Below are 23,329 nucleotides of genomic sequence, written 5' to 3' on the forward strand. Positions count from 1 at the left end.
TTGAAATGACTTCTGTACAGTCCCTGACCCGGTTGCCTTGTGGCAACCGGGTTCTTGATTTGGCCCAGACGCATGTCATGGGCATTCTCAATGTCACTCCTGATTCCTTTTCCGACGGCGGCCGCTACAGCCAGCTTGATGCGGCGCTGCGCCATGCCGAAGCCATGGTGCTGGCTGGCGCGACGCTGATTGATGTCGGCGGCGAATCGACCCGGCCGGGTGCGCGAGCGGTCTCTCCTCTGGAGGAACTTGAGCGCGTCGCGCCGATTGTCGAGCTGATCAATCGCGAGCTGGATGTCATCATCTCGGTCGATACTTCCACCCCGGCAGTCATGCGCGAAACCGCACGGCTCGGTGCCGGCCTGATCAACGATGTGCGTTCGTTGCGTCGCGATGGCGCGCTGGATGCGGCGGCGGCTACCGGATTGCCGGTCTGCCTCATGCACATGCTCGGCGAACCGGGCGATATGCAGGATAATCCGCAGTATCAGGATGTTACTCGCGAGGTCGCTGAGTTTCTCGCCGAGCGCATGGAACAGTGCGCGCAGGCGGGTATTCCCGCCGAGCGGATCATTCTTGATCCCGGCTTCGGCTTCGCCAAGACCCTGCAGCACAATCTAAGCTTGTTCAAACACATGGAGGCCCTGCATGCGCTGGGGCGGCCATTGCTGGTAGGTGTTTCGCGCAAGAGTATGATTGGCCACGCGTTGAACCGTCCCGTGGGCGAGCGCCTGCACGGCGGACTGGCGCTGGCGGCGCTGGCGTCAGTTAAAGGCGCACGTATATTGCGCGTCCACGATGTGGCGGAAACCGTCGATGTTGTGCGAATGATCGCGGCCGTTGAATCAGCCGAATAAGAATGATGGAGCACTTATGAGCAAGAAATATTTTGGTACCGACGGCATTCGCGGTCGTGTTGGTGAATACCCGATCACGCCTGACTTCATGCTCAAGCTCGGCTGGGCGGCTGGTATGGCTTTCCGCAAGATGGGGGCCTGCAAGGTGCTGGTCGGCAAGGACACGCGGATCTCCGGTTATATGTTCGAATCGGCACTCGAGGCCGGGCTGACCTCGGCGGGTGCCGATGTGATGCTGCTCGGCCCGATGCCGACGCCTGCCATCGCTTATCTGTCGCGTACGTTCCAGGCTGAAGCCGGTATCGTGATAAGTGCCTCGCACAACCCGCATGATGACAACGGCATCAAGTTCTTCTCTGGTAAAGGCACCAAGCTGCCGGATGAGTTGGAGTTGATGATCGAAGAGTTGCTCGATACACCAATGACCGTCGTCGAGTCGAGCAAGATCGGCAAGGTGTCGCGAATCAATGACGCATCGGGTCGCTACATCGAGTTCTGCAAAAGCAGCGTTCCTACTGGCTCCAATTTCGCCGGCCTGAAGATCGTCATCGACTGCGCGCATGGTGCGACTTACAAGGTTGCACCGAGCGTCTTCCGTGAGCTGGGTGCCGAAGTTGTCGTGCTATCTGCCCAGCCGAATGGGTTGAACATCAACGATAACTGCGGTTCCACGCATATGGGGCCATTGCAGGCCGCCGTTCTGGCTGAGCATGCGGACCTGGGTATCGCCTTCGACGGTGATGGCGATCGGGTATTGATGGTCGATCACACCGGCGCCATTGTTGATGGTGACGACCTGCTGTTTATCATTGCCCGCGATCTGCATGAGCGTGGCAAGTTGCAGGGTGGCGTCGTCGGTACGTTGATGAGCAATCTTGGTCTGGAACTGGCCCTTGCGGATCTGTCGATCCCGTTCGTTCGCGCCAATGTCGGTGACCGCTACGTGATTGCCGAACTGCAAGAGCGCAACTGGCTCGTTGGTGGGGAAAACTCCGGGCATGTGGTCTGCTTCAACCACACCACCACGGGCGACGCGATCATCGCGGCTCTGCAGGTGTTGATGGCTCTGAAATCCCGCAACGAAGGCTTGGCACAAACCCGGCAGGCGTTGCGCAAGTGCCCTCAGGTGCTGATCAACGTTCGCTTTGGCGGCGGTGAAAGCCCGCTGGAGCATCCGGCTGTCAAGGAAGCCAGTGCCCGTGTAACTCAGGCGATGGCGGGGCGCGGTCGCGTGCTTCTGCGCAAGTCCGGCACAGAGCCTCTGGTGCGCGTAATGGTCGAAGGCGAGGACGAAAACCAGGTTCGCGGCTATGCCGAAGAGCTGGCAAAACTGGTAACCGAAGTTTCTGCCTGATACGGCTTGCAAGCCATGATTGTGTTGGGTAACATCTGCGCCCACTTTGACCGACGAGGTACAGCATGCGTCGCCCTATGGTAGCTGGTAACTGGAAGATGCACGGTACCCGCGCCAGCGTCGCTGAGCTGATCAACGGCCTTCGTCATCTGGCCTTGCCTAGCGGTGTTGATGTCGCGGTGTTCCCGCCTTGCTTGTATATCAATCAAGTGATTGATGGCTTGAAAGGCAAGTCGATTTCGGTCGGCGCGCAGAATTCTGCGGTGGAAGCCATGCAAGGTGCCTTGACTGGTGAGATTGCTCCCAGCCAACTGGTGGATGCAGGTTGTTCCCTGGTGCTTGTCGGGCACTCCGAACGCCGCCAGATTATGGGCGAGCGAGACGGGATGCTGAATCGCAAGTTCGCAGCGGCACAGGCATGTGGCTTGACTCCGGTGTTGTGTGTAGGGGAAACCCTTGAGCAGCGCGAAGCCGGAAAAACTCTTGAAGTTGTCGGGCGTCAGCTGGGCAGCATCATCGAGGAGCTGGGTGTCGGTGCCTTTGCCAAGGCAGTGATTGCATACGAGCCGGTCTGGGCCATTGGTACCGGGCTGACTGCAACGCCGCAACAGGCTCAGGATGTGCATAAGGCCATTCGCGAGCAGTTGGCGGCAGAGAATTCTGAAGTCGCACGAGGTGTGCGGCTTCTATACGGCGGCAGCGTGAAGGCGGCCAATGCGGTCGAACTGTTCGGCATGCCGGATATCGATGGGGGGCTCATTGGTGGAGCTTCCCTGAATGCAGATGAGTTCGGTGCGATTTGTCGCGCCGCGGGAAACTGAAAAAATGCTGGAAACAGTCGTAGTCGTTTTTCATCTGCTGGGTGCATTGGGCGTAGTTGCTCTGGTTTTGCTGCAGCAGGGTAAGGGTGCGGACGCTGGCGCGTCTTTCGGAGCAGGTGCTTCAAATACTGTGTTCGGAAGCCAAGGTTCCTCTACCTTTCTTAGTAAGTTTACTGCTATACTTGCCGCCGGTTTCTTCATAACCAGCTTGGGGTTAGGTTACTTTGCTAAAGAGAAAGCTCATCAGCTGACTCAAGCAGGTCTTCCAGATCCAGCAGTGTTGGAAGTACCTAAGCAACAACCGGCTTCTGATGATGTCCCGGTGCTTCAAGAGCAAAAGTCGGCTACTCCAGCGACTGACGTGCCTCCAGCTCAAGAGCAGAAGTAAGAAGGGTTTCAAACGTAGTATTGCCGAGGTGGTGGAATTGGTAGACACGCAACCTTGAGGTGGTTGTGCCCATAGGGTGTAGGGGTTCGAGTCCCCTTCTCGGTACCAATTAGTCAGGAGAGCCCGCTGTTGCGGGCTTTCTTGCAGGTGGAAGGTTACATTGACCCTAAAAGGGATCGGTCGTATACTTCCGCCCCAGCTTTGTCGCGGGGTGGAGCAGTCTGGTAGCTCGTCGGGCTCATAACCCGAAGGTCGTCGGTTCAAATCCGGCCCCCGCAACCAGTTTAAGGAGCCCCTTTTAAGGGGCTTTTTGTTAGCTGGATACTTTCAACGCCGCTGTTCGACGGCGTTTCAAGGATGGGCGTTATGCCCATTTTTTTATTTTGCAAAGCATGCACATATCATGCACTAGGGGGTTCAGGTGTCGAGCAAGCTAGAAGAGTTGCAGGCCTTGCTGGCCCCGGTGGTCGTGGCCCTGGGCTATGAATGCTGGGGTATCGAGTTTTCGGCTCAGGGTCGGCACTCGATGTTGCGCGTTTATATCGATAAAGAGGGTGGCGTGCTGGTGGACGACTGCGCCATTGTCAGCCGTCAGATCAGCGGTGTCCTGGATGTTGAAGATCCAATCTCCGTTGAATACACCCTTGAAGTTTCCTCGCCTGGCATGGAGCGCCCGCTGTTCACTCTTGAGCAGTTTGCCAAATTTGCCGGTGAACAAGTGAAGATCAAGCTGCGCTCGCCTTTCGAAGGTCGACGCAACTTTCAGGGCCTTCTGCGCGGTGTAGAAGAGCAGGACGTCGTGGTGCAGGTAGAAGACCACGAGTTCCTGTTGCCGATCGATATGATCGACAAGGCCAACATTATTCCCAGTTTTGACTGAGACGCGGATCCCGCGGATCCAATGGCTTGCGAAAGGCGAGGCGTACGATGAGCAAAGAAGTACTGCTGGTTGTTGAGTCGGTATCCAATGAAAAGGGTGTACCGGCAAGCGTAATTTTTGAAGCGCTGGAGCTGGCTCTGGCCACTGCTACCAAAAAGCGTTTTGAAGACGAAGTGGACCTGCGTGTGGAAATCAACCGCCACACCGGTTCTTACGAAACCTTCCGTCGCTGGACGGTCGTCGAAGAGAATGATCTCGACGATCCGGCCATCGAGACCTGGCCAAGCAAGGTTGCCGAAACGCATCCTGGTGCCAAGGTCGGTGACGTCGTCGAAGAGAAAATCGAATCCATCGAGTTCGGCCGCATCGCTGCACAGACTGCCAAGCAGGTCATCGTGCAGAAAGTTCGCGAAGCCGAGCGCGCTCAAGTGGTTGACGCCTATCGCGAGCGCCTGGGAGAAATCATCTCTGGCACCGTGAAAAAAGTTACCCGCGACAACGTGATCGTCGATCTGGGCAACAATGCTGAAGCATTGCTGGCCCGTGAAGACATCATTTCTCGCGAAACCTTCCGTGTCGGCGTGCGTTTGCGTGCGCTGCTCAAGGAAATCCGCACCGAGAACCGCGGCCCGCAGCTGATCCTGTCGCGTACCGCGCCGGAAATGCTGATCGAGCTGTTCCGTATTGAAGTGCCGGAAATCGCCGAAGGCCTCATCGAGGTCATGGCAGCCTCCCGTGATCCGGGTTCGCGTGCCAAGATCGCCGTCCGTTCCAAGGACAAACGCATCGACCCACAAGGTGCCTGCATCGGTATGCGCGGTTCGCGCGTTCAGGCGGTATCGGGTGAGTTGGGCGGTGAGCGTGTTGATATCGTGCTGTGGGACGACAACCCGGCCCAGTTCGTGATCAACGCCATGTCCCCGGCCGAGGTTGCGGCAATTATCGTTGACGAAGATGCCCATGCCATGGACATCGCCGTTGGCGCAGACAATCTGGCTCAGGCCATCGGTCGCGGTGGTCAGAACGTGCGTCTGGCGAGCCAGTTGACTGGCTGGACCCTGAACGTGATGACCGAATCGGACATCCAGGCTAAGCAGCAAGCAGAAACCGGCGACATCCTGCGCAACTTCATCGACGAGCTGGAAGTCGACGAAGAACTGGCTCAGGTGCTGGTAGATGAAGGCTTCACCAGCCTGGAAGAGATTGCCTACGTACCGGTGGAGGAAATGCTCAACATCGACGGCTTTGACGAGGACATCGTCAACGAGCTTCGTGCTCGCGCCAAGGATCGCTTGTTGACCAAAGCCATCGCTACTGAGGAAAAGCTGGCAGACGCCCATCCGGCCGAAGACCTGCTCTCGCTTGAGGGTATGGACAAGGATTTGGCGATGGAACTGGCGGTGCGCGGCGTAATTACCCGCGAAGACCTGGCCGAGCAGTCTATTGACGACCTGCTCGACATCGACGGCATTGACGATGATCGTGCCGGCAAGTTGATCATGGCCGCCCGAGCCCACTGGTTCGAGTAATTAGGCGCGGCCTGAGGAGAGAAGTGCATGACGCAAGTCACGGTGAAACAACTGGCCGATGAGGTCAAAACACCGGTAGAGCGCCTGTTGCAGCAGATGCGTGAGGCAGGTCTGCCGCACACCGCCGCCGACGAAAATGTGACTGACAGTGAGAAGCAATCCCTGCTGACTCACTTGAAGAGCAGTCACAAGGCGAAAGTGGAAGAACCACGCAAGATCACGCTGCAGCGTAAAACCACCAGCACCCTGCGTGTGGCTGGTAGCAAGAGCATCAGCGTTGAAGTTCGCAAGAAGAAAGTTTTCGTACAGCGCAGCCCGGAAGAAATCGAAGCCGAGCGCAAGCGTGAACTGGATGAGCGTCGCGCAGTAGAAAATGCTGCCCGTCAGAAGGCTGAAGAAGAAGCCAAGCAGCGCGCCGAAGAAGAAGCGCGTCGCCAGCCTGCTGCTGCGCAAACCGCTGCCAGCGACGCCGTTGCGGCACCGGCTGCTGCCGAACCTGTTCGCGAAAGCGCACCGGTGGCTGCTGCTCCTGCTCCATCGGCTGACGTTCGCAACAAGCAGAACGAACAGCGCCGTCCGGACAAGCCACGTGCCGACGATAACAATCGTCGCAGCGGCGGCGGTGATGGCGAGCGCAAAAACGCTCCGCATCGCGCATCGGTCAAAGAAAAAGCCCCGGCACCACGTGTGGCGCCACGCACTACCGACGAAGAAAGCGATGGCTTCCGTCGTGGTGGTCGCGGCAAGGCCAAGCTGAAGAAACGCAACGCCCACGGTTTCCAGAGCCCGACCGGCCCTGTCGTGCGTGATGTGCAGATCGGCGAGACCATCACGGTTGGCGATCTGGCCAATCAGATGTCGGTCAAAGCGGCTGAAATCATCAAGTTCATGTTCAAACTGGGTACCCCAGCGACCATCAACCAGGTGCTTGATCAGGAAACTGCTCAACTGGTAGCCGAAGAACTGGGCCACAAAGTGACCCTGGTCAGCGATACCGCTCTGGAAGATTCCCTGGCCGAGTCCCTGAAATTTGAAGGTGAGTCGTTCTCCCGTGCACCAGTCGTGACCGTAATGGGCCACGTTGACCACGGTAAGACTTCCCTGCTCGACTACATCCGTCGTGCCAAGGTAGCTGCTGGCGAAGCCGGCGGTATCACCCAGCACATCGGTGCATACCACGTTGAGACTGATCGCGGCATGGTCACTTTCCTCGACACCCCGGGTCACGCTGCGTTTACCGCAATGCGTGCCCGTGGTGCCAAGGCGACCGACATCGTGATCCTCGTGGTTGCAGCGGACGACGGCGTGATGCCGCAAACCATCGAAGCGGTTCAGCATGCTCAGGCAGCTGGCGTGCCGCTGGTGGTAGCAGTGAACAAGATCGACAAGCCGGGCGCCGATCTCGATCGCATCCGCAGCGAACTGTCGGTTCACGGCGTGACTTCCGAAGACTGGGGTGGCGACACGCCATTCGTTCCGGTTTCGGCGAAGATGGGTACTGGCGTGGACGAGCTGCTTGAAGCCGTTCTGCTGCAGGCCGAAGTTCTCGAACTGAAAGCTACTCCGTCGGCTCCTGGCCGTGGTGTGGTGGTTGAATCGCGTCTCGACAAGGGTCGTGGCCCGGTGGCAACCGTGCTCGTTCAGGACGGTACGCTGCGTCAAGGCGACATGGTTCTGGTCGGTTCGAACTACGGCCGTGTACGTGCCATGCTCGACGAGAACGGCAAGCCGATCAAGGAAGCCGGTCCATCCATCCCTGTCGAGATCCTCGGCCTGGACGGTACACCGGACGCTGGCGACGAGATGAGCGTGGTTGCCGACGAGAAGAAAGCCCGTGAAGTGGCTCTGTTCCGTCAAGGCAAGTTCCGCGAAGTCAAACTGGCTCGCGCTCACGCCGGCAAGCTGGAAAACATCTTCGAAAACATGGGTCAGGCCGAGAAGAAGACGCTCAACATCGTCCTCAAATCCGACGTCCGTGGTTCGCTGGAAGCGTTGAACGGTGCCTTGAATGGCCTGGGCAACGACGAAGTACAAGTGCGCGTCGTGGGTGGCGGTGTCGGTGGTATCACCGAATCCGACGCCAACCTGGCACTGGCTTCCAACGCTGTACTGTTCGGCTTCAACGTGCGTGCCGATGCCGGCGCTCGCAAGATCGTCGAGCAGGAAGGTCTGGATATGCGTTACTACAACGTGATCTACGACATCATCGAAGACGTCAAGAAAGCCCTGACCGGCATGCTCGGCAGCGATGTTCGCGAGAACATCCTGGGTGTCGCCGAAGTGCGTGACGTGTTCCGTTCGCCGAAGTTTGGCGCGATCGCCGGTTGCATGGTGATCGAAGGTGTCGTGCACCGTAACCGTCCGATCCGTGTACTGCGTGAAGACATCGTTATCTTCGAAGGCGAGCTGGAATCCCTGCGCCGCTTCAAGGATGACGCTTCCGAAGTACGTGCCGGCATGGAATGCGGTATCGGCGTGAAGAGCTACAACGACGTCAAAGTCGGCGACAAGATCGAAGTCTTCGAGAAGGTTCAGGTTGCTCGCAGCCTCTGACTCGCGCACTTCAAGGGCCACGATGGGCCGTCGCATGCAAATGCACGGCACAGCGTCCGGACTCTAAACGCAACGCCCGGTCTGGCTTTTGTCAGGCCGGGCGTTTGCCGCTTTCAGACCTTGCGGGTTTCACCGCTGGGCAGTAACAGGTAACAAATCATGGCAAAAGAATACAGCCGTACCCAACGTATCGGCGATCAGATGCAGCGCGAGCTGGCGCAACTGATCCGTCGCGAAGTCAAAGACCCGCGCGTCGGTCTGGTCACCATCACTGCTGTGGAAGTGTCCCGTGACGTCGGTCACGCGAAGATTTTCATTACCGTGATGGGTCAGGACAACGCTGAAGACATCGCGCAAAGCATCAAGGTGCTCAATGCCGCCGCAGGCTTCCTGCGCATGCAATTGGCCCGCGAAATGAAGCTGCGCAGCGTGCCGCAACTGCACTTCCACTACGACGAATCCGTCGTGCGTGGCGCGCACCTGTCGGCGCTGATCGAGCGCGCCGTCGCTGAAGACAATCAGCACGTTGCCGCTCCAGCACCTGAAGACTCCAAGGAGTAATTCGGTGGCTCAGGTCAAACGTATCCGTCGTAACGTCAGCGGCATCATTCTGCTCGACAAGCCGTTGGGGTTCACCTCCAACGCTGCCTTGCAGAAAGTGCGCTGGCTGCTCAATGCCGAGAAGGCCGGACACACCGGCAGCCTTGACCCGTTGGCCACCGGCGTGTTGCCGCTGTGCTTCGGCGAGGCGACCAAGTTCTCGCAATACCTGCTCGATTCCGACAAGGGCTATGAGACCCTGGCGCAACTGGGCAAGACCACCACCACGGCCGATGCCGAAGGTGAGGTTTTGCAGGAGCGTCCGGTGACCGTTGGTCGCGCCGATGTCGAGGCGGTTCTGCCGAAATTTCGTGGGCAAATCAGTCAGATACCGCCGATGTACTCGGCACTCAAGCGTGATGGCCAGCCGCTGTACAAACTGGCACGTGCAGGCGAAGTAGTGGAGCGCGAACCGCGTTCTGTTACTATTGCGCGCTTGGAATTGCTGGCCTTCGAAGGCGATACTGCGCGGCTTGCGGTGGACTGCAGCAAGGGCACCTATATTCGCACCCTGGTGGAGGATATCGGTGAGCAACTCGGTTGTGGTGCGTACGTCGCAGAATTGCGTCGGACCCAGGCCGGGCCTTTCACCCTGGCGCAGACCGTGACCCTCGAAGAGCTGGAAGCGGTACATGCCGAAGGCGGCAACGAAGCGGTCGATCGCTTCCTGATGCCATCGGACAGCGGCCTGCAGGATTGGCCGCTGCTGCATTTCTCGGAAGCGAGTGCGTTCTACTGGCTCAACGGCCAGCCGGTACGTGCCCCGGATGCACCGAAGTTCGGCATGGTACGAGTACAGGATCACAATGGTCGCTTCATCGGTATCGGTGAAGTGAGCGAAGACGGGCGCATCGCGCCGCGTCGCTTGATTCGGTCAGAATGACCGGAACCGGTCTGCGTTAAGCGGGCCGGCGAGTGTGGCTGTTAACAGGCATGGTCACTACTCATTTATAGATACAGGGATTTGTCCCTGGCCTGTTGAAGCTGTTTCCCTGAAACAGTTTCCTGATAAGGAAGGATTGCCTCATGGCTCTCGACGTTCAAGAAAAAGCTCAAATCGTTGCTGACTACCAGCAAGCTGTTGGTGACACTGGTTCGCCAGAAGTGCAGGTTGCACTGCTGACCGCCAACATCAACAAACTGCAAGGTCACTTCAAGGCCAACGGTAAAGATCACCACTCCCGTCGTGGTCTGATCCGCATGGTTAACCAGCGTCGCAAGCTGCTGGACTACCTGAAAGGCAAGGACGTAAGCCGGTACGCCGCGCTGATCGCTCGCCTGGGTCTGCGTCGCTAATCAGCGATTGCGCTATGAGGTTGGTGGTCTGTCGGGCGTCAGCGGTTTTCCGCTGGCGTCTTGCAGGCTCCCAGCCTCAAGTTTTATCTGCAGCATGGCTTTACCTGTAGCACCCGGACAATTGCCATCGGGCCGATTCCCGAGATTGCCCAAGAATTCGCAAGAAACCGTTTCCCCCAAGAGCCACAAAGAAGGTAGGACACCGTGAACCCGGTAATCAAAAAATTCCAGTTCGGTCAATCGACCGTTACCCTCGAGACAGGCCGTATCGCCCGTCAGGCCTCCGGCGCAGTATTGGTCACCGTTGACGACGACGTCAGCGTGTTGGTGACTGTTGTCGGTGCAAAGCAAGCCGATCCGGGCAAGGGTTTCTTCCCTCTGTCCGTGCACTACCAGGAAAAGACTTACGCCGCCGGTAAGATCCCTGGCGGTTTCTTCAAGCGTGAAGGCCGTCCTTCCGAGAAAGAAACCCTGACTTCCCGACTGATCGACCGTCCGATCCGTCCGCTGTTCCCAGAAGGCTTCATGAACGAAGTGCAGGTTGTCTGCACCGTCGTTTCCACCAGCAAGAAGACCGATCCGGACATCGCTGCGATGATCGGTACCTCGGCTGCCCTGGCCATCTCCGGCATTCCATTCGACGGCCCGATCGGCGCCGCTCGCGTGGCTTTCCACGAAAGCACCGGCTACCTGCTGAACCCGACTTACGAGCAGCAGGCCGCTTCGAGCCTGGACATGGTCGTTGCCGGTACTTCCGACGCCGTGCTGATGGTTGAATCGGAAGCCAAAGAGCTGACCGAAGACCAGATGCTGGGCGCGGTACTGTTCGCTCACGACGAATTCCAGGTTGTGATCAACGCTGTGAAGGAACTGGCTGCCGAAGCCGCCAAGCCAACCTGGAACTGGGCTCCTGCGCCAGAAGCCACCGAACTGCTGGGCGCTATCCGTGCCGAGTTCGGCGAAGCGATCTCCCAGGCTTACACCATCACCATCAAGGCCGACCGTTACGCTCGCCTGGGTGAGCTGAAGGACCAAGTGGTCGCCAAGCTGTCCGGTGAGGAAGGCCAGCCAAGCGCTGCTGAAGTCAAAGCAGCCTTCGGCGAAATCGAATACCGCACCGTTCGCGAAAACATCGTTAACGGCAAGCCACGTATCGACGGTCGCGACACCAAGACTGTACGTCCGCTGAACATCGAAGTCGGCGTCCTGCCAAAGACTCACGGTTCGGCTCTGTTCACCCGTGGCGAGACCCAGGCACTGGTTGTTGCAACACTGGGCACCGCCCGTGATGCGCAACTGCTGGACACCCTGGAAGGCGAAAAGAAAGACCCGTTCATGCTGCACTACAACTTCCCGCCGTTCTCGGTAGGCGAGTGTGGTCGCATGGGTGGCGCCGGTCGTCGCGAAATCGGTCACGGCCGTCTGGCCCGTCGTTCGGTTTCGGCCATGCTGCCAGCCGCTGACGTGTTCCCGTACACCATCCGCGTGGTGTCGGAAATCACCGAATCCAACGGTTCGAGCTCGATGGCTTCCGTGTGCGGTGCTTCCCTGGCACTGATGGACGCTGGTGTACCGATGAAGGCACCGGTGGCCGGTATCGCCATGGGTCTGGTTAAAGAAGGCGAGAAGTTCGCCGTCCTGACCGACATCCTCGGCGACGAAGATCACCTGGGCGACATGGACTTCAAGGTAGCCGGTACCGCCAAAGGCGTTACTGCGCTGCAGATGGACATCAAGATCAAGGGCATCACCGAAGAGATCATGGAAATCGCTCTGGGCCAGGCCCTTGAAGCGCGCCTGAACATCCTCGGCCAGATGAACCAGATCATTGGCCAGTCGCGTACCGAACTGTCGGCCAACGCTCCGACCATGATCGCGATGAAGATCGACACCGACAAGATCCGTGACGTTATCGGTAAAGGTGGCGCGACCATCCGTGCGATCTGCGAAGAAACCAAGGCTTCGATCGACATCGAAGACGACGGTTCGATCAAGATCTTCGGCGAAACCAAGGATGCCGCAGAAGCAGCGCGTCAGCGCGTTCTGAGCATCACGGCAGAAGCCGAGATCGGCAAGATCTACGTCGGCAAGGTTGAGCGCATCGTCGACTTCGGCGCATTCGTCAACATCCTGCCGGGCAAGGACGGTCTGGTGCACATCTCGATGCTGAGCGACGCTCGCGTTGAGAAAGTGACCGACATCCTGAAAGAAGGCCAGGAAGTGGAAGTGCTGGTACTGGACGTGGACAACCGCGGCCGTATCAAGCTGTCCATCAAAGACGTGGCAGCTGCCAAGGCTTCGGGCGTTTAATCGCCCCAACGCTTTAGCGCAATGAAGATGCCCCCGCCGTGCAAACGGCGGGGGCATTTTTTTATCTGAAATAAAGAAATTGTGGCGAGGGGATTTATCCCCTCGCCACAAATGTGGTTCTCAAAAGAAAACCATCAGACAACCCACAAATTTGCCGGAGCTCGAGACCGGTGCTAGGTTTAGCCCACCGCCCGTGTAGCTCAGCCGGTAGAGCAGCGCACTCGTAACGCGAAGGTCGCAGGTTCGATTCCTGTCTCGGGCAAAAAATTTTCGCCTTCGGTTTTATGCGTGGTGTTGGAGGTATTCGTTCAGTGCTTGACGTGTCAGATCATTCAACGACACATTTTGACGGGTTGCCGCCAGAGCCGCTGCTAAATGCAGATCGTGACCTATGCGAACATTGAACGATCCTTTGCATGGGATTTCAGGCTTCTGCCCGAGCTGCTGACAGGTTTGTAAATAGTCATCTACCGCCTCGCGAAAGGCTGCTTCCAGTTCAGCCACCGTTTGTCCTTCATAATTAACCAGCGCCCTGATGAAAAGGAGTTTTCCGAACAGGCACTTATCTTCCGTGCTCGCCTCGATAGAGCCAACATAGCCTTTGTAGTGCAGCTGGGAACTCATGGAATCAGGCCTCCTGTTTTCAGTTGCTCGATAATCTGGCGTCTTGCGTATGTTTTGATTTCATTTCCGGGATGTGGCTTGTGCAGGTTGATCATTGCGCTCGGATTCCCGTTGTCGAATTTGATCCTGCTACCGGATCCTTCCAGCTGAGAGTAACCAAGACGCGCCAACAGAGTGACAAGCTCGGACCATGTGAATGCGCTTTGGCCGTTGACAAGTTTGGCGAGAAGTTTTTCAGTCTTTGACATGCTGGCCTATGATTGCAACTGAATATAGTTGCCTGTTTTTGGGCGGTCAATGTGAAGGTTTCGTTCGCCTTGACCTCAAAGGCGATGGCGAGGATTTATACGCAGTGAATTTCGCGCATGGAAACCGGAAACTGTAACCAAGCGCATACCACCCTTCATTTCATTCCCCCGGTTGCACTGGCTTGCGTCTCTGTTAGGATTCCTTCGTACCAGACAAGCAAGCACCGTTGTTTTCATATGATCCACGAATGGTCCTGAAGGCCAGGAAAAACCGAGCTTCCAATGGCTTCCTGCGTCAGAGAGATCCTTGATGATCCAGATCCATCCTCCATTCCTAAGATCAGCGAGAACCCCATGACTGAATTGACCCAAGAGCAACGCCACGAACAAGCGCTGGAAAAATACCTTCTGGATGTGCCGGACCTGAAGGATGAGATCAAGGACCTGAGTCCCGATGATCAAAAAGACCAGATCCAGTGGGCCTTCGAAGACGAAGCCGAAGCGCAGGGCTTGCAGCCGTGGGAGCTGACCCTCAAGTACACGAGCACGCCAGAGGAGTTCGAGGCGCAGCGCCTCGTGCTGCACAAGGAAGCGGCGGAAGTATTGGGTGTCGAGTGGGAAGAGTACTGCGAGATGAACAATCTCGTCGTATAAGAGCAGCTGCGAGCTTCTAGCTACAAGCTGCAAGTCAAAGCAGAGTCGCTTGGCTTGCAGCTTGCCGCTTGCCGCTGCGTTTAGAGGCTTAGTCGCATCGACAGATCCACCGCTTTGACATCCTTGGTCATCGCGCCGATCGAGATGTAATCCACGCCCGTTTCGGCGATCGGCAGCAGCGTGCTTTCGTTGATGCCGCCGCTGGCTTCCAGTTTCGCCTTGCCGGCGGTCAGGCGTACGGCTTCGCGCATGTCATCCAGGCTCAGTTCGTCGAGCATGATGATGTCGGCGCCGGCTTCCAGCGCTTGCTTCAATTCCTCAAGACTTTCCACTTCGATTTCCACCGGTTTGCCCGGGGCGATCTTGTGCGCGGCGGCCACGGCTTCGGCGATGCCACCACTGGCGGCGATGTGGTTTTCCTTGATCAGGAAGGCATCGTAGAGACCGATCCGGTGGTTGTGACAGCCGCCGCAGGTCACTGCGTATTTCTGCGCCATCCGCAGGCCCGGCAAGGTTTTGCGCGTGTCGAGCAACTTGACCTGCGTCTCGCCGACGAAGTCCGCCAGGTACTGCGCGCGCGTCGCTACGCCGGACAGCAACTGCAGGAAGTTCAACGCGCTGCGTTCACCGGTCAGCAGTGAGCGCGCCGGGCCTTCCAGGTGAAACAGCGGCTGATTGGCTTTGACCCGCTGGCCGTCGACCACTTGCCAATGCACCGCCACGCGCGGATCGAGCTGGCGAAACACCGCATCGACCCACGCGGTGCCGCAGATGACGGCGTCGTCACGGGTGATGATGGTGGCTTTGGCCAGGCGTTCGGCCGGGATCAGTTGCGCGGTGATGTCGCCGCTGCCGATGTCTTCGAGCAACGCACGGCGCACGTTGTTTTCGATTTCGGCGGTCAGATCGGCGAGACGTAGATTCGGCATAACGGACTCCACAAACAAAGTGGTTCGATTATAGGGGCAGGGCGCGAGCCAACCCAAGGCGAGAACGTTCGTGCCTGACGCATCTGGTCGATTTTCCTGCGCTGAGTGCGAGAGGCATGGTGTATAGGGGAAACCCTGAGGCCTATAGCATCGTCGGCCTCTTTTGCCAGATAATCCGCCTTGTATTTGACGTCATGGCTTTGACGAACGACTCCGCTGGGGCAGTGTCGAAAGCGACGAACCGAATCACCGTTCCAGGAGGCTTGGATGCGCAACGACGGGAAAGTGGTGCCTTTGCACCGGGCGACTGCCGATCTGGCGGACCACTCGCCGCTTGCCCGCTTGCCGGTGATTCTGCTGCAGGTTCGCGACAAGGCTGCGCAGCAGCTGCGCCACGATTTGCAGGAATTGTTCGATAACGCTGACGACACGCTGTTCGAAATGGCCGACCGGGCGCGCAACGATGTCGATCAGAACATTTTTTTTGAAGCCATGCGCGACCTGCGCCTCAAGCGCAAGAACATCGAGCGTGGCTTTCTCGAATTGTTTTTCGAAGCCTTCGCCGGCCTTACCCAATACGACCCCGCCGCCAACACCCTGCCACGCACGCCGGTGGTCGAAGAGTCGGCGCCGCGCACCGATGCCATGGAGCGCACCGTCGCCGTGCAGACCATGGTCAGCCGTGTGCTCAAGCGCGACGGCTTCGCTCTCGACCAACTGACCGCACGCTTCAGCTCGATGCTCGGCAAGCGTCTGGACGATCAGCACAACCCGCTGAGTCCGGCGATGCTCTGCGAATATTTCCTGCAGGCCGGACGTAACCTCGGCGTCGAGATCAAGGTCAAGCTGATCCTGCTCAAGCTGTTCGAACGCTATGTGCTGGCTGACACCGAACAGTTGTATGGCGAGGCCAATCAGTTGTTGCTCGCCACCGGCGTGTTGCCACATCTGAAACCCGCCGTGGCTCGTCGCATGGTCGAGCCTGCGGACAGCGACACATTGATTGAAGATCTCGACGAGCCGCCAGCGGACGAAGGCATCGAGGAAGTGTTCGCCGCGATGCAGCAATTGCTCGCCCAGGTCCGCGGCCGCGTCACACCGACCCTGGAGCCCGGCGCACCGGCGCATCCGATCAACACCCGCGACCTGCTGCGGTTGTTGTCGCACTTGCAGCAATACGTACCGGCGCTGGAGGCTCAGGAAGATTTCGATCTGCGTCATCAGCTCGAACAGTTGCTGACCCGGGTCAGCGTCAGAAGCGGCAGGTCCCGCGTTGTCGCGACTGCCGACGAAGATGTGATCAACCTGATCGCCATGGTTTTCGACTGCATCCTCGACGATCGCAATGTGCCCGATGCGCTCAAGGCGCTGATCGGCCGATTGCAGATTCCGATGCTCAAGGTTGCGGTGCTGGACAAGAGTTTCTTCAGCCGCAGCACGCACCCGGCGCGGCGCCTGCTCAACGAAATCGCCGAGGCCGCAATGGGCTGGAGCGATTGCGACGGCGCTGAGCGCGACAACCTCTATGTGCGCATCGAGCAAGTGGTACAGCGCTTGCTCAGCGAGTTTGTCGACGACCCGGCGATCTTCTCCGAACTGCTCGCCGACTTCCTCGCCTTCACTCAGGAAGAACGTCGTCGCACTGAACTGCTGGAACAACGCTTGCGTGATGCCGAGGAAGGCCGGGCAAAAGCCGAACTGGCTCAGCATCGCGTTGCACAGGCGTTGCAGCAGGCTCTGCTGGGCCAGGTGCTGCCGGCGACGGTGGTCAGTTTCGTCCAGCAGGCCTGGAGCAAAGTGCTGTTGCTGACCTGCCTCAAGCACGGTGATCAGTCCGCCGAATGGCACGCCGACGTGCAGACCATGGAGCAGTTGGTCTGGAGCGTGCAGCGCCATGACGACGGCGAATCCAGCCTGCGCCTGCTGGCGCTGGTGCCGGGCTTGCTCAAGTCGCTGCGCGATGGCCTGAGCAGTACCGCGTTCGACCCGTTTGCCACCAGCGAATTTTTCAGCGAACTGGAGGCTCTGCACGTACGCGTGCTGGAACGTTCCGACGATGCCGAGCACAGCGCCATGCCGCTGATCGAAGTCACGCCCGAGGTCTTGCAGCACATTGCCGACCAGGCAGCAGCCACCCCGGCGCCGCGCCTGGCGCAAGACGCTGCCGCTCTGTCTCAGGTCGAGCAGTTGCGTGTGGGCAACTGGGTGGTGTTCGACGCAGACGAGGAACAGACCTTGCGTTGCAAACTCGCCGCGATCATCGAAGAGACCGGCAAATATGTCTTCGTCGACCGCACCGGGACGAAAGTGCTGGAGCACAGCCGCACCGACCTCGCCTTGGCTTTCAGCCGTGGCGCCGCGCGCGCACTGGATGACACCTTGCTGTTCGACCGCGCACTGGAATCGGTGCTGGGCGACCTGCGGCGACTCAATCGCGGCAAGTGATCGCGCGGTGAGGGCGGATCGCGGCATACTGGGCGCCCACATGGTCGGCGTTGAAGGAATCGGTATGCAGTTGGATCCCGCGAGCGGGTGGTGTCATGGCGTGCAGATCTGCCCGTCGCCCAACTTCAATGAGCGCCCGGCGGGCGAAGTGTCCCTGTTGGTCATCCACAACATCAGCCTGCCGCCGGCGCAATTCGCCACGGGCAAGGTGCAGGAATTTTTCCAGAATCGTCTGGATGTCACCGAACACCCGTACTTTGCAGGCATCGCTGACCTGCGCGTCTCGGCGCATTTTCTGATCGAACGTGACGGCAACGTCACCCAGTTTGTCTCCTGTCTGGAACGGGCGTGGCATGCCGGCGTTTCGATGTTCGAAGGCCGTGAAACCTGCAACGATTTTTCCGTGGGCATCGAGCTGGAAGGCACCGATGATCTGCCGTTCACCGACGAGCAATATCGCGCGTTGACTGCGCTGACCCGGCAGTTGCAGAAACGCTTTCCGGCGATCACCGATCAGCGCATCTGCGGCCACAGCGATATCGCGCCGGGGCGCAAGACCGATCCGGGACCGGCATTCGACTGGGCACGCTACCGCGCCGCCCTGGCAAAAGAGGAAGGACAATGAGTTTTCTGGTGTTACTGCTGGCGCTGTGGATCGAGAAGTTTTCGGCTCTGCGCCATCGGCTTCAACGCGACGGCGGATGGATCCGCGAACTGCACAAACTCGAAAACAGCAAACGGCTGGCCAGGCAACCGTGGCTGGTGCTGACGATTCTGGTGCTGTGCCCGGTGGCGTTGCTGGCGCTGTTGCTGCTGGTGCTGGAACCTGTGGCGTACGGTTTGCTGGCGCTGCCGGTGCATTTGCTGGTGGTGATCTACAGCCTCGGACGCGGCGATCTGCTCGGCGGCCTCGGCCCGTTCCGCGATGCCTGGCGCCGTGAGGATCTGCAAGCGGCGGCGCACGTCGCCAAGCGCGATCTGGATATCTGCGCCGACAACGGCGAGCAGTTGCTCGAGCGGGTGCAAGGGCATCTGCTGTGGCAGGCCTATCAGAGTTTCTTCGCGGTGATCTTCTGGTACTTCCTCCTCGGCCCCGTGGCGGCATTGGCCTATCGCCTGCTGGCGCTAGCCGAAGAGCACGGCTGCAATCCGGCGCTGGTCGAGCGTGCTGCGCAGTTGCGTCATGCCTTCGATTGGGTGCCGGTGCGCTTGCTGGCGGCGAGTCTTGCGTTGGTCGGCAACTTCGTTGCGGTCAGCCGGGTGATGCTGCATGAGCTGCTGAACTGGAACATCAGCGCTGCGCAGTTGATCAACAAGGTCGGCCTGGCAGCCGGGGAAGTTCCACCGCCAGTGGTCGGCCCGGACGGCATCAACACCCTCGATTGCCTTTGGGAACTGCTGCTGCGTGCGGCGGTGCTGTGGTATGCCGGGTTTGCCTTGTGGACGGTTCTGGTTCACTGATTACAGCAAGATCAAAAGATCGCAGCCTTCGGCAGCTCCTACCTTGGAACGCATTTCCCTGTAGGAGCTGCCGAAGGCTGCGATCTTTTTGCTTTTGATTTGGCGATCACTGCATTGCCATTAACCTTAAGTTACAAAACCTCCCGCCGATTTACGCTATACAGAGATAGCGCCCGATAGTGGCTATCTGCTCTCGTCCCGCGCCTGCCAATAAAAACAAGAAAAACCAAGGGAGACTTCCAGTGAAGAGCTTGCTCTATCCCGCCGTCTCGCTGATGAACCGTCTGAGCTTCGGCATGAAGTTCAGCCTGATCAGCGTGCTGTTCCTGGTGCCGATGCTGGTGACCAATTTCTATCTGGTACGCGATTCCTATCGCGAATTTCAGGGCACACGCGTCGAATTGCAGAGCCTCGACCTGCTGGGCAGCAGCCTGAACCTGCGCCGGGATCTGGAGACCCTGAACAATCTGGTGCAGATCGACGTTACCCTCGGCCAGTCCGGCAAGGCCGGCAATGTCGAAGCGCAGATCCAGACGCTGGAGCAGGCTTTGCTCGCGCGGCTCGAAGGGCTGACGGCGATGACCGAAGACCCCGAGCAGATCAAGCAATTCGAGGCCAAGCGCGATGAAATGATCGCCGCGTTCAAGGCCCAGCAAGCAGAGAGCTCGCTGCAAAGCAAAAGCGCGTTGATCGGCAAGTTGCTGGCCAGTGCGCAGATTTTCAGCCAGATCATCACCAGTCAGGCCGGGTTGAGCCGCGACAACCAGAGCGACATTCGTCAGCTCAGCGAACTGGTTACGCTGATCACCCCCAGCGTCACGCAAACCCTCGGCGAAGGCCGGGCGATGGGTTCGTATTCGTTGGGCCAGGGCTTTCTCAACAGTTCCTCGAGCACGCGTTTCGACGAGTTGCTGGTGCAGATCGAAAAACTCCAGGCCGAGTACGCCCTGAAACTGCAAGACGCCCTCGGCTCCAGCAGCGCCGCACGCGAATCCCTCACTGCCCAGGCCGACACCAGCAAGGCTTCGCTCAAGCGGGCCAGCGAACTGTTCGAAGAGCAAGTGGTGATGGCCGACACCCTCGATGCGCCGTGGCAGGCATTCTACGATCAGGTCACCGGGCTGATGGAACACACCTACCAGCTCAATCAGGCCACGCTGAAATTCCTCGACAGCCAGTTGCAGCAGCGTCTGGCGCAGAACCGCACGCACATGATTCTGCAAGCCTCGGCGTTGTCGGTGGTGTTCGTGCTGATTTTCTATCTTTATGGCGGTTTCTACGCCTCGACCCGGACCACCCTGAAAAGCCTGGGCGCGATGATGGACAAGGTCGCGGCCGGTGACATGACCGTCAACTTCAAGGCCAGCAGCCGTGATGAACTGGGCGAGTTGGGCGAGGTGTTCAACGGTACGGTGAAGAAGATTCACGACTTGATCGAACGCGTGGGCCACACCGTGGGTGAGGTCGAGCGCCAGGCCGGGCAGGTGGAGAGCGTGTCGGCGCAGAGCAATCAGGCCGTGGCCGGGCAGCGCTCGCAGATCGAACAAGTGGCGACGGCGATGAACCAGATGTCGGCGACCTCAATGGAAGTCGCTCGCAGTGCTGCGGCCGCGGTGAGCAGCGCCCACAGCGTCAACGACGAAACCCTCAGCGGTCGTGGTCTGGTGGAATCGCAGCAGGGCAGCATTGCCGCGCTGGCCAGCGAAATCGATCAGTCGGTGCTGGTGATCAATCAACTGGCCAGCGACAGCCAGTCGATCAGCCGTGTGCTTGAGGTGATCAAGAGCATCGCAGAACAGACCAACCTGCTGGCGCTCAATGCGGCGATCGAAGCCGCGCGAGCCGGCGAGCAGGGGCGCGGTTTTGCCGTGGTCGCCGACGAAGTACGCACCTTGGCCAAACGCACCCAACAATCGACCGAAGAAATCGAGCAGATGATCGCCAAGCTGCACGGTGGCGTCGGCGCGGCGGTGAAGGCCATGGGCGTCAGCCATCAGATGGCCAACGGCACGGTGGGCCAATCGGAGAAGGTCCAGCAGGCGCTGGAAAACATCCTTGGCGCGGTGGGCATGATCGTCGATCAGAACCAGCAGATCGCCGCCGCCGTCGAACAGCAGACCGCCGTGGCCCACGACATCGACCAGAATATCGTCGAGATCAACCGTGCCGGCGAACGCACGGCGCAAGGCGCGCACCAGACCGAAGATGCCAGCCGCGCGCTGTCGGCGCAGGTGGTTGAACTCAAACAACTGATCAGCGCGTTTCGCGTCTGAATCCCACATCATCCCTCTGTAGGAGCTGACGAGTGCCCGGGTACGTGTTACCAGCCGAAGACTTCGCAGCAGTTGGCGGTGCTGGCAGCGGCGAGTTGTTCAGGCGTGATATTCATCAGCTCGGCCAGCGCCGCGCAAATCGCCGGCAGATGCGCCGGGCTGTTGCGCTGGCCGGGGAACATGGCGGGGGCCATGTCCGGTGAGTCGGTTTCCAGCACCACCGATTGCAGCGGCAGTTCAGGCAGGACCCGATGCATGCGCAACGCCTGCGGCCAGGTCGGAGCACCGCCGAGACCCAGTTTGAACCCGAGCTTGAGGTATTCCCGCGCTTCCTCACGGCTGCCGGCGAAGGCGTGGATGATGCCGGCGCGTTTGAGCTTGAAGCGCTTGAGCGTGGCGATCACCGCCGCGTGGCTGCGGCGTACGTGGATCAGCGCCGGCAGCTCGAAGTCCGCCGCCAGTTGCAGCTGCGCTTCGAACAACGACTGTTGCCGCTCGCGATCGAGGTTTTCGATGAAGTAATCCAGGCCTATCTCGCCCACCGCACACAACTGCCGATGCCCGCGCAGGCGTGTCAGCCAGTCACCCAGTGCGAGCAAATCCTCGGAGCGATGCTGATCGAGGAACACCGGATGCAGACCGAACGCGGCGTACAGGTCGGCATCGCTCTGCACCAGGTCCCACACCCGTTGCCAGTTGCCCTGATGCACCCCCAGCACGACGATGCGCCGCACGCCGAGGGCGCGGCTTTCGGCCAGCAACTCTGCGCGATCGGCTTCGAAGTCGGGGAAGTCGAGGTGGGTGTGGCTGTCGATCAGCTCCACGCTTCAGTCCCGATGAATACGCTGCTTGAAGGTCCGCGCAATGGCTTGCACGCCCGGTTGGTAGTCGTCCTGCTCGACGGCGGCCAGGGCCAGTTCCAGGGCCTTGTCGGCGATCAACTGGTGTTGCTGGGACATGGCGTTGACCGGCAACGGCAGGAAATCCAGCAACTGCGTGTCGCCGAACGTGCCCAAGCGCAGCGGCCGCGATTTCAGCGGGAAATCATACAGCGCATCGAACACGCCCTGCAGCAGCACGTAGGAAGTGGTCACCAGCGCGTCAGGCAAATGCCCTAGACGCTGCAGGAGTTCTTCCATCAATTGCTTGCCGCACTCACGGCTGAACGACTCGGCGTGCTCGACCAGCACCTCACCTTTGAAGTCTTTGAGCGCTGCGCAGAAACCGGCGGCACGCTCCTGGCTGATGCTCAGCTCCGGGCGTGCGCCGAGCAGCACGATCTGCTTTGGCTGCGGATCGAGCAGGCTCTGGGTCAGATGCAGGCTGGCCTTGCGGTCGTCGCTGATCACCGAGCAGAAATGCTCCGGTTCCATGACCCGGTCGATGGCGATGATCGGCAGACCCTTGGCCTGCAACTGGCGATAGCTGTCATCACCGGCCGGCAGGCAACTGGCAACGATCAGCGCATCGCAACGGCGCGCGCGGAACAGTTGCAGCAACTGGCGCTCGCTGTCCGGCGCATCGTCGGAGCTGGCGATCAGCAATTGATAACCGCGAGCCCGCGCGCCTTGTTCGAGCAACTTGGCGATCCGCGCGTAACTGGGGTTTTCCAGATCCGGCAGGATAAAGCCCAAGGTGCGCGTGTGCCGACTGCGCAGGCCAGCCGCTTGCGGATTGGGCGTGAAGCCGTGCAGATCGACCACCGCGCGCACGCGCTCGACGGTCGCGTTGCTGATGCGTTGCTGTTCGGCCTTGCCGTTGATGACGTAGCTGGCGGTGGTGACGGAGACGCCGGCCAACCGCGCGATATCACTGAGTTTCAACCCGGTATTTCCTTGTTTTTTCGAGCATGCCGCGACATTTTCGCCAATCCTACCCGATAAGGGCAGTCGACTTATTGCCTGGGCAGATCCGACCAGTTGGACTTCAAGGATGAGACATTATCGAGTAACGTGCCGATCAATCTAGATTAAACGTTTCAGCAAGCGTATTTTCTACGTTTTAGACGCCTTTGGCCGGTCCTGCCGTGAAACCGCCAAAACTGCCGCTGAAAAGCGCGGCAGAGCGCCTAAGCTGTGAACCATTCAAAACAATACCTGGCGTTGAA

The 23,329-nt window shown here is 59.2% G+C and carries 21 protein-coding genes and 3 tRNA genes; 19 read left to right on the plus strand and 5 right to left on the minus strand.

What is annotated here, in order from left to right; translation table 11 throughout:
* The first annotated feature begins 5 nt into the window (after window positions 1-5).
* The 14 genes from folP to PSH90_RS03770 all read left to right on the plus strand — a co-directional run bounded on the left by folP (window position 6) and on the right by PSH90_RS03770 (window position 12,850).
* Entirely contained in the window at window positions 6-857 is an 852-nt protein-coding gene (gene folP / locus PSH90_RS03705; protein ID WP_150743386.1) for a dihydropteroate synthase, read from the plus strand.
* A 16-nt stretch (window positions 858-873) separates the two neighbouring features.
* Window positions 874-2,211, plus strand: coding sequence for a phosphoglucosamine mutase (gene glmM / locus PSH90_RS03710; RefSeq protein ID WP_041477931.1), 1,338 nt, complete (start codon window positions 874-876; stop codon window positions 2,209-2,211).
* 65 nt (window positions 2,212-2,276) lie between these two features.
* Window positions 2,277-3,032 (plus strand): triose-phosphate isomerase, encoded by a 756-nt coding sequence (tpiA, locus tag PSH90_RS03715; protein ID WP_056782873.1) that lies wholly within the window; start codon window positions 2,277-2,279, stop codon window positions 3,030-3,032.
* 4 nt (window positions 3,033-3,036) lie between these two features.
* Window positions 3,037-3,420 carry a preprotein translocase subunit SecG gene (secG, locus tag PSH90_RS03720; protein ID WP_016771756.1) on the plus strand — a complete coding sequence of 128 codons (384 nt, stop codon included), beginning with the start codon at window positions 3,037-3,039 and terminating at the stop codon, window positions 3,418-3,420.
* A 22-nt stretch (window positions 3,421-3,442) separates the two neighbouring features.
* A tRNA-Leu gene (locus PSH90_RS03725) sits at window positions 3,443-3,528 on the plus strand.
* A 97-nt stretch (window positions 3,529-3,625) separates the two neighbouring features.
* Window positions 3,626-3,702: transfer RNA gene (locus PSH90_RS03730), tRNA-Met, on the plus strand.
* A gap of 139 nt (window positions 3,703-3,841) precedes the next feature.
* Window positions 3,842-4,300, plus strand: a complete 459-nt coding sequence (gene rimP, locus PSH90_RS03735; RefSeq protein ID WP_007973115.1) for a ribosome maturation factor RimP — start codon at window positions 3,842-3,844, stop codon at window positions 4,298-4,300.
* Window positions 4,301-4,347: 47 nt separating this feature from the next.
* Complete coding sequence (nusA, locus tag PSH90_RS03740; protein ID WP_024011569.1) at window positions 4,348-5,829, plus strand: transcription termination factor NusA; 1,482 nt, start codon at window positions 4,348-4,350, stop codon at window positions 5,827-5,829.
* A 27-nt stretch (window positions 5,830-5,856) separates the two neighbouring features.
* Window positions 5,857-8,382, plus strand: coding sequence for a translation initiation factor IF-2 (gene infB, locus PSH90_RS03745; protein ID WP_041477933.1), 2,526 nt, complete (start codon window positions 5,857-5,859; stop codon window positions 8,380-8,382).
* Window positions 8,383-8,541: 159 nt separating this feature from the next.
* Window positions 8,542-8,943 carry a 30S ribosome-binding factor RbfA gene (gene rbfA / locus PSH90_RS03750; RefSeq protein WP_252887304.1) on the plus strand — a complete coding sequence of 134 codons (402 nt, stop codon included), beginning with the start codon at window positions 8,542-8,544 and terminating at the stop codon, window positions 8,941-8,943.
* A gap of 4 nt (window positions 8,944-8,947) precedes the next feature.
* On the plus strand, window positions 8,948-9,865 hold the full coding sequence (gene truB, locus PSH90_RS03755; protein ID WP_024011571.1) for a tRNA pseudouridine(55) synthase TruB: 918 nt from the start codon (window positions 8,948-8,950) through the stop codon (window positions 9,863-9,865).
* Between the two features lie 143 nt (window positions 9,866-10,008).
* Window positions 10,009-10,278 carry a 30S ribosomal protein S15 gene (gene rpsO, locus PSH90_RS03760; RefSeq protein ID WP_016771751.1) on the plus strand — a complete coding sequence of 90 codons (270 nt, stop codon included), beginning with the start codon at window positions 10,009-10,011 and terminating at the stop codon, window positions 10,276-10,278.
* Between the two features lie 204 nt (window positions 10,279-10,482).
* The gene (pnp, locus tag PSH90_RS03765; protein ID WP_024011572.1) at window positions 10,483-12,588 is read left to right on the plus strand and encodes a polyribonucleotide nucleotidyltransferase; all 2,106 of its coding nucleotides are present in this window, start codon (window positions 10,483-10,485) and stop codon (window positions 12,586-12,588) included.
* A gap of 189 nt (window positions 12,589-12,777) precedes the next feature.
* Window positions 12,778-12,850: transfer RNA gene (locus tag PSH90_RS03770), tRNA-Thr, on the plus strand.
* Window positions 12,851-12,870: 20 nt separating this feature from the next.
* Here the strand turns inward: PSH90_RS03770 and PSH90_RS03775 are convergent.
* Window positions 12,871-13,212, minus strand: coding sequence for a type II toxin-antitoxin system HicB family antitoxin (locus tag PSH90_RS03775; RefSeq protein WP_056782875.1), 342 nt, complete (start codon window positions 13,210-13,212; stop codon window positions 12,871-12,873).
* Window positions 13,209-13,460 (minus strand): type II toxin-antitoxin system HicA family toxin, encoded by a 252-nt coding sequence (locus PSH90_RS03780; protein WP_056782877.1) that lies wholly within the window; start codon window positions 13,458-13,460, stop codon window positions 13,209-13,211. Before PSH90_RS03780 ends, PSH90_RS03775 begins: the two co-directional genes overlap by 4 nt.
* A 354-nt stretch (window positions 13,461-13,814) precedes the next feature.
* Here PSH90_RS03780 and PSH90_RS03785 point away from each other — a divergent pair, with 354 nt between their 5' ends.
* Window positions 13,815-14,114, plus strand: a complete 300-nt coding sequence (locus tag PSH90_RS03785; protein WP_076565788.1) for a DUF6388 family protein — start codon at window positions 13,815-13,817, stop codon at window positions 14,112-14,114.
* 80 nt (window positions 14,115-14,194) lie between these two features.
* Here PSH90_RS03785 and nadC read toward each other — a convergent pair whose 3' ends face one another.
* Window positions 14,195-15,043 carry a carboxylating nicotinate-nucleotide diphosphorylase gene (gene nadC, locus PSH90_RS03790; RefSeq protein ID WP_305382197.1) on the minus strand — a complete coding sequence of 283 codons (849 nt, stop codon included), beginning with the start codon at window positions 15,041-15,043 and terminating at the stop codon, window positions 14,195-14,197.
* A gap of 267 nt (window positions 15,044-15,310) precedes the next feature.
* Between nadC and PSH90_RS03795 the strand changes: the two genes are divergently transcribed.
* The 4 genes from PSH90_RS03795 (at window position 15,311) to PSH90_RS27465 (ending at window position 21,222) form a co-directional block, all read left to right on the plus strand.
* Window positions 15,311-17,488: a DUF1631 domain-containing protein gene (locus PSH90_RS03795; RefSeq protein ID WP_305382198.1), complete on the plus strand. Its 2,178-nt coding sequence runs from the start codon at window positions 15,311-15,313 to the stop codon at window positions 17,486-17,488.
* 64 nt (window positions 17,489-17,552) lie between these two features.
* Entirely contained in the window at window positions 17,553-18,113 is a 561-nt protein-coding gene (gene ampD, locus PSH90_RS03800) for a 1,6-anhydro-N-acetylmuramyl-L-alanine amidase AmpD (RefSeq protein ID WP_095180353.1), read from the plus strand.
* Window positions 18,110-18,949, plus strand: a complete 840-nt coding sequence (gene ampE / locus PSH90_RS03805; RefSeq protein WP_056782885.1) for a regulatory signaling modulator protein AmpE — start codon at window positions 18,110-18,112, stop codon at window positions 18,947-18,949. Before ampD ends, ampE begins: the two co-directional genes overlap by 4 nt.
* Window positions 18,950-20,532: 1,583 nt before the next feature.
* Window positions 20,533-21,222 (plus strand): methyl-accepting chemotaxis protein, encoded by a 690-nt coding sequence (locus PSH90_RS27465; RefSeq protein WP_370695133.1) that lies wholly within the window; start codon window positions 20,533-20,535, stop codon window positions 21,220-21,222.
* Between the two features lie 47 nt (window positions 21,223-21,269).
* Here the strand turns inward: PSH90_RS27465 and PSH90_RS03815 are convergent, their stop codons facing one another.
* Both PSH90_RS03815 and cra read right to left on the minus strand, forming a co-directional pair.
* Window positions 21,270-22,046: a TatD family hydrolase gene (locus tag PSH90_RS03815; RefSeq protein WP_305382201.1), complete on the minus strand. Its 777-nt coding sequence runs from the start codon at window positions 22,044-22,046 to the stop codon at window positions 21,270-21,272.
* 3 nt (window positions 22,047-22,049) lie between these two features.
* On the minus strand, window positions 22,050-23,045 hold the full coding sequence (gene cra, locus PSH90_RS03820; RefSeq protein ID WP_305382202.1) for a catabolite repressor/activator: 996 nt from the start codon (window positions 23,043-23,045) through the stop codon (window positions 22,050-22,052).
* Window positions 23,046-23,329 lie beyond the last annotated feature (284 nt).

Source organism: Pseudomonas sp. FP1762, assembly GCF_030687105.1.
Classification (GTDB): Bacteria; Pseudomonadota; Gammaproteobacteria; order Pseudomonadales; family Pseudomonadaceae; genus Aquipseudomonas; species Aquipseudomonas siliginis.